Genomic DNA, 5,461 nt, shown 5'->3' with positions numbered 1-5,461 from the left:
ACCGGTCACTCCGCCCTGGCCGAGCTGAACTACACCCCGGAAGACGACAAGGGCAACGTCCAGATCGCGAAAGCCGTTGAAATCAACGAAGCCTTCCAGATCTCGCGTCAGTTCTGGGCCTGGCAAGTTCAGCAAGGCGTGCTGAAGAACCCGCGTTCGTTCATCAACTCCACTCCGCACATGAGCTTTGTGTGGGGCGATGACAACATCAAGTTCCTGAAGAAGCGCTACGAAGCCCTGCAAGCGAGTCCGCTGTTCGCCGGCATGCAGTACTCCGAAGACCCGGCTGTGATCAAGCAGTGGGTGCCGCTGATGATGGAAGGGCGTGACCCGAACCAGAAAGTCGCGGCCACCTGGAGCCAGCTCGGCAACGATATGAACTTTGGCGAGATCACCCGCCAGTTCGTCGCGCACCTGCAAACTACGCCGAAGTTCGATTTGAAGCTGTCCAGCGAAGTGCAGGACATCACCAGGAACGAAGACGGCAGCTGGCGCGTCAGCTACAAGAACCTGAAAGACGGCAGCAAGACCGAAACCGACGCCAAGTTCGTGTTCATCGGCGCCGGCGGCGGTGCCCTGCACCTGCTGCAAAAGTCCGGCATTCCTGAAGCCCGTGAATACGCAGGCTTCCCGGTGGGCGGCTCGTTCCTGGTMACCGATAACCCGACCATCGCCGAACAACATCTGGCCAAGGCCTATGGCAAAGCCTCCGTTGGTGCACCGCCGATGTCGGTTCCACACCTGGACACCCGCGTGCTGGACGGCAAGCGCGTGATCCTGTTTGGCCCATTCGCGACCTTCAGCACCAAGTTCCTGAAAGAAGGTTCGTACCTGGACCTGCTGACCACCACGACCACCCACAACGTGTGGCCAATGACCAAGGTCGGCATCAAGGAATACCCGCTGGTCGAGTACCTGGCAGGCCAGCTTATGCTGTCTGACGAAGACCGCATGAACGCCCTGAAAGAATACTTCCCGAACGCCAAGGCTGAAGACTGGCGCCTGTGGCAAGCCGGCCAGCGCGTGCAGATCATCAAGCGTGATGAAGCCGCCGGTGGCGTGCTGAAACTGGGCACCGAAATCGTCGCTTCGCAAGACGGCAGCATCGCCGGCCTGCTGGGCGCCTCCCCTGGCGCATCGACCGCCGCACCGATCATGCTGACCGTGCTGCAGAAAGTGTTCAAGGACAAGGTCGCGACCCCTGAGTGGCAGGCAAAACTGCACCAGATCGTACCGAGCTACGGCACCCAGCTGAACGCCAGCCCTGAGAAGGTCGCTGAAGAGTGGGCCTACACCGCCAGGGTGCTGCAGCTGACTCCGCCACCAGCGGTGATCGCGCCGGCTGTGAAGCCAGTGACTGTCGATACTGCTGTGAAGGCTCCGAAGGCTAATGCTGCGAGTGATATGGCTCTGTAATTAGAGACCGGATCAAAAAAAGCCCATTGAACCGGCGACGGTCAGTGGGTTTTTTTGTGGGCGATAGCGAAGACATTGTTTGAAGACGGGCGCTCTAATCCACACGTATCGGCCGCGCTGTCATCAATTGCCAAGTCTCTGACGCTCAATGTGAAGCAGACAGTTTGCACGTGACGATACTGGGCGGTTTACCGATCTCGAACAGTAAAGCGAAACCGCATTGGCACATGAAGTCCTGCCCCACTATTCTGATGAAGGACTGTCAGTTGCATCTCAATAAAACAATCAGAGAGAGCGCAAAATGAAGTTCAGTTTTGTAGACAGCAGCCAGCTGAGCCGCCGGCGGGTTTTACGCGATGCTTTCACTCTGGCTGTGGCGGCCTCGCCGTTGGCAAGCCTCGCCAGGGCAGCCGAGGAAACCGGGGAGGCCAGCGAAAGCGCTGAAGAAGTGACCTTTGCCGCTGGCCCACGACCGCTGGTGCAATTCCCGCAAAAACGCCCGTTGACCCTGGTGACCACGCGTCCGCCGCATCTGGAGACGCCATTCCCGGTGTTCAACGAAGGGCCGATCACGCCCAATGACGCCTTTTTCGTGCGTTATCACCTGGCCAATTTCCCGACCAGCATCGATCCCGACAGCTACCGCCTGACGATCAAGGGCACGGTCGACACGCCGCTGTCACTGTCCCTCGCCGAGCTCAAGGCCCTCGCCGAACCGGTGGAAGTGGTGGCCGTCAATCAGTGTTCGGGTAACAGCCGTGGCTTTTCGATGCCGCGGGTGTTCGGCGCTCAGTTGGGCAATGGCTCCATGGGCAATGCGCGCTGGGTGGGGGTGCCGCTCAAGGCAGTATTGGAAAAGGCCGGTGTGAAAACCAGTGCCGCGCAAGTGACCTTCCGTGGGCTGGATAAACCCGTGCTGCCGAGCACGCCGGAGTTCATCAAGGCGCTGGACATCAGCCATGCCATGGACGGTGAGCCGATGATTGCCTGGTCGATGAATGGCACCGACCTGCCATTTCTCAACGGTTACCCGATTCGTCTGGTGGTGCCGGGCTATTTCGGCACGTATTGGGTCAAGCACCTGAGTGAGATCGAGGTCATCGACCATACCTATGACGGTTTCTTCATGGCCAAGGCGTACCGGGTTCCGGATAACGATTGCTTCTGCATTGCCCCCGGCACCACGKCGGCGAAAACCCTGCCGATTTCCAAATTACCGGTGCGCAGTTTCATCACCAGCGTTAAACACGGCGATGTATTGCCGCTGAACAAAAGCGTGGTACTCAAGGGCATCGCGTTCGACGGTGGCGTTGGGGTCAACAAGGTGGAGGTGTCGATCGACGGCGGAAAAACCTGGCGCGAATCCAAGCTCGGGCAGGACCTTGGCCGTTTCTCCTTCCGGGAGTGGACACTGCCGATCAGCTTTACCGGCAAGGGCGCCACGCAGTTGATGGTGCGGGCCAGCAACAGTGCGGGCGAGACGCAGCCGCTGCAAGCCGACTGGAACCCCGCTGGCTACCGCCGCCATGTCGTCGAAACCACCCACGTGACCGTCGCCTGAGGAGGACTGCATGAAACTTGTGAAACTCATGAGCGCCGTGCTGTGCGCGGCTCAGGTTGGTCTGGCCAGCCTGGCTGGTGCAGCGCCACTGTCGATCACCTTGCCGCCCGAAACGGTGGCGCTCAAGCCCAGTACGTTGCCGGGCTACCCATTGGCGCAGCAGAAGTGTTCGATCTGTCATTCGGCCGATTACATCAACTTCCAGCCGCCCGGCATGAGCCTGACGCAATGGACCGCTGAAGCAGGCAAGATGCAGCAGGTGTACGGTGCGCCGATCAGCGACCAGGAGGTGAAAGTGATCGGCGCCTATCTGGCAGTGACCTACGGTAGTGCCCAAGCGAGCGATGCCGGTGTTCAGGCGGCCTCGACCCCGCCGACGGATCAGCCACCGACGGTGTCGGTAGCGAAAGTCGCCTCGGCCTTGCTTCAGGACAACGCCTGCCTGTCCTGTCACGCGGTCGACCACAAGGTCGTCGGCCCGGCCTATCACGATGTGGCGGTCAAGTATGCCAATGACCCGCAGGCACTGGCCCGGGTAATGTCGGGCATTCAGCACGGCGGTAGCGGCAAGTGGGGGGATGTGCCCATGCCACCGTTCGCGCAGTTGAGTTCGGACGACCTGAAGAGCCTGGCGACGTTCATCATGAAGCAATGAATCAGCGTTAGCCTGATGCGAAAAAGCCCATTGAACCGGCAACGGTCAGTGGGCTTTTTTGGGGGGCGCAGGTTTGTTCAAGGCATCCAGGTGTTGGCACTGAAGCGCTTGAGAATGTCCTGGTACATCTTGGTCCGTCGATGGTTCTGGCCATAACCGCCAGCAGCGGCAACGGTGCCGGCCTGGACGTGGTCCAGGTACTTGAAGATTTTGCCGGGCGACAGAAACACGACCTTGTAGCCAAGCCCGATCACCCGGTCTTGCAACTCATAACCGGGCACACGGTCGTCGATCTGAAAGTGCAGACCCTGCTGCTTCATCAGCCTGCAATTCCATAGTGTGCAAAAGCTTTTCAAGTAAGTTTCCCTGTAGGGTTTCGGCTCTTTTGATCGTAGGCCGAGCGATTGCTTGAGGCGCCGGTAATGGTGCTTGAGCAGGCGCGAAGTGAAGCGCCACAGGGTCCTTGGCAGTCCGCGGTTGAGTTGTTCCGTGCAACCGACCGCTGCGACGTTTCGATCTTTTGTGCAGTGGTCCATCATCATCGCAAAGACGTTTGCATCGAAGACGAACGTGTCGGTGTGCATCAGGAACAGATAGTCGGTATCAACCCTGGCCAGCGCCATGTCCAGCGCCTTGCCATGGGCGATGTGGCCCGGCTCTTTGGTGGGGGCATCCCGTTCGATCAGATTGATCCAGTCGAGTGAGCGCAAATACTCGACGCTGGCGTCCGCCGAACCGTTATCCACCACCCAGACCGGGATTGCGGCTTTGCGTACAGGCTCGCGCAACAGGTCCAGGCAGATCCTGGTCAAATCAAGGGTTTTGTAATTAACCAGAACGATGCTGAACGGTGGCTTGGCGTTTGTATCGACACTACCCATCTTCGAAATGCTCTATGACGCAAAAGCGGCGAAGACTAACAGAGGCAACCTTAGCCCAGGCTTAATTTCACCCGGGCTATTGCTCGAATGTGCCTGTGCGCACCTCGCCGCTGCGGATGTAACGGGCGATCAGCAYACCGCCGGGCGAGCTGATCGAGTTCAACAAGGTGAAGGCCGACGCTTGTGCATTGTCGTCGAACAAACGCTTGCCGCGCCCCAGCAGGATGGGATGAATCATCAGCCGCAACTCGTCCACCAAGCCGGCGGCAAGCAGTTGGCGCACCAGTTCGCCGCTGCCTTGGGTCAGTAGCTGAGGACCGTCCTGGCGCTTGAGCGCGCTGATCGCTTCGACCAGGTTGCCCTGCAGCGCATGACTGTTCTGCCAGGCCAGCGAATCGGCGCGATGGGTGGCCACGTGCTTGGGTACGCCGTTGAACAGATCAGCAATGGTGTGGTGGGTGGAGTCGGCCTGAATGTGGGGCCAATAGGCGGCGAAGATGTCGTAGGTACGACGTCCCAGCAGCAACTCGAAAGGCTGGGAGAACATGTCCTGTACGGCTTGGCCGGTGGTTTTGTCGGCGTAGGGGACGATCCAGCCACCGAAGCGGAATCCGCCACTGGTGTCCTCCTCAGGCCCGCCGGGCGCTTGCATGACGCCGTCCAGACTCACGAACGCGGCAACGGTGAGTGTGCGCATGTTCTTCTCCTGATTCATCCGGGTGAAAGAGTTCAGGCAGGGAAGTCTGCGATCCCTTGAGACCATTGCCTGAAAGATAGTCGAACCGGACGCTGTGAAATCGACAACAGGCTGCGCAGTTTTTATTTCTCGTGGGAATGCATTGCGATAAGCCCCTGTTTTCCAGTGGCCGCTGGTGGACGCACGACGTAATGCGGTAGCCGGTCAACTGCTGCCGCATACGTGAGCGCGCATCAAACCACGCAAGGTGT

5 protein-coding genes are annotated in these 5,461 nt (G+C 59.3%); 3 read left to right on the top strand and 2 right to left on the bottom strand.

Translation table 11 applies throughout. The features are described 5' to 3' along the window. The 3 genes from mqo to sorB all read left to right on the top strand — a co-directional run. A partial coding sequence (mqo, locus tag ACXRVY_RS15825; protein WP_458237719.1) for a malate dehydrogenase (quinone) occupies positions 1-1,416 on the top strand: 1,416 nt, incomplete at its 5' end. A gap of 301 nt (positions 1,417-1,717) precedes the next feature. Next, positions 1,718-2,977: a SorA family sulfite dehydrogenase catalytic subunit gene (gene sorA, locus ACXRVY_RS15820; RefSeq protein ID WP_458237718.1), complete on the top strand. Its 1,260-nt coding sequence runs from the start codon at positions 1,718-1,720 to the stop codon at positions 2,975-2,977. A gap of 10 nt (positions 2,978-2,987) precedes the next feature. Beyond that, on the top strand, positions 2,988-3,632 hold the full coding sequence (gene sorB / locus ACXRVY_RS15815; RefSeq protein ID WP_223463354.1) for a SorB family sulfite dehydrogenase c-type cytochrome subunit: 645 nt from the start codon (positions 2,988-2,990) through the stop codon (positions 3,630-3,632). Positions 3,633-3,709: 77 nt separating this feature from the next. Here the strand turns inward: sorB and ACXRVY_RS15810 are convergent, their stop codons facing one another. Continuing rightward, positions 3,710-4,513 carry a glycosyltransferase family 2 protein gene (locus tag ACXRVY_RS15810; protein ID WP_223463355.1) on the bottom strand — a complete coding sequence of 268 codons (804 nt, stop codon included), beginning with the start codon at positions 4,511-4,513 and terminating at the stop codon, positions 3,710-3,712. Between the two features lie 76 nt (positions 4,514-4,589). After that, positions 4,590-5,210, bottom strand: coding sequence for a dihydrofolate reductase family protein (locus ACXRVY_RS15805; protein ID WP_458237717.1), 621 nt, complete (start codon positions 5,208-5,210; stop codon positions 4,590-4,592). Between the last annotated feature and the right edge of the window lie 251 nt (positions 5,211-5,461).

The sequence above is a fragment of the Pseudomonas sp. P5_A2_2 genome (assembly GCF_054177685.1).
Note: the sequence above shows the minus strand (reverse complement) of the source record. Positions and strands in the feature narration are given on the sequence as shown.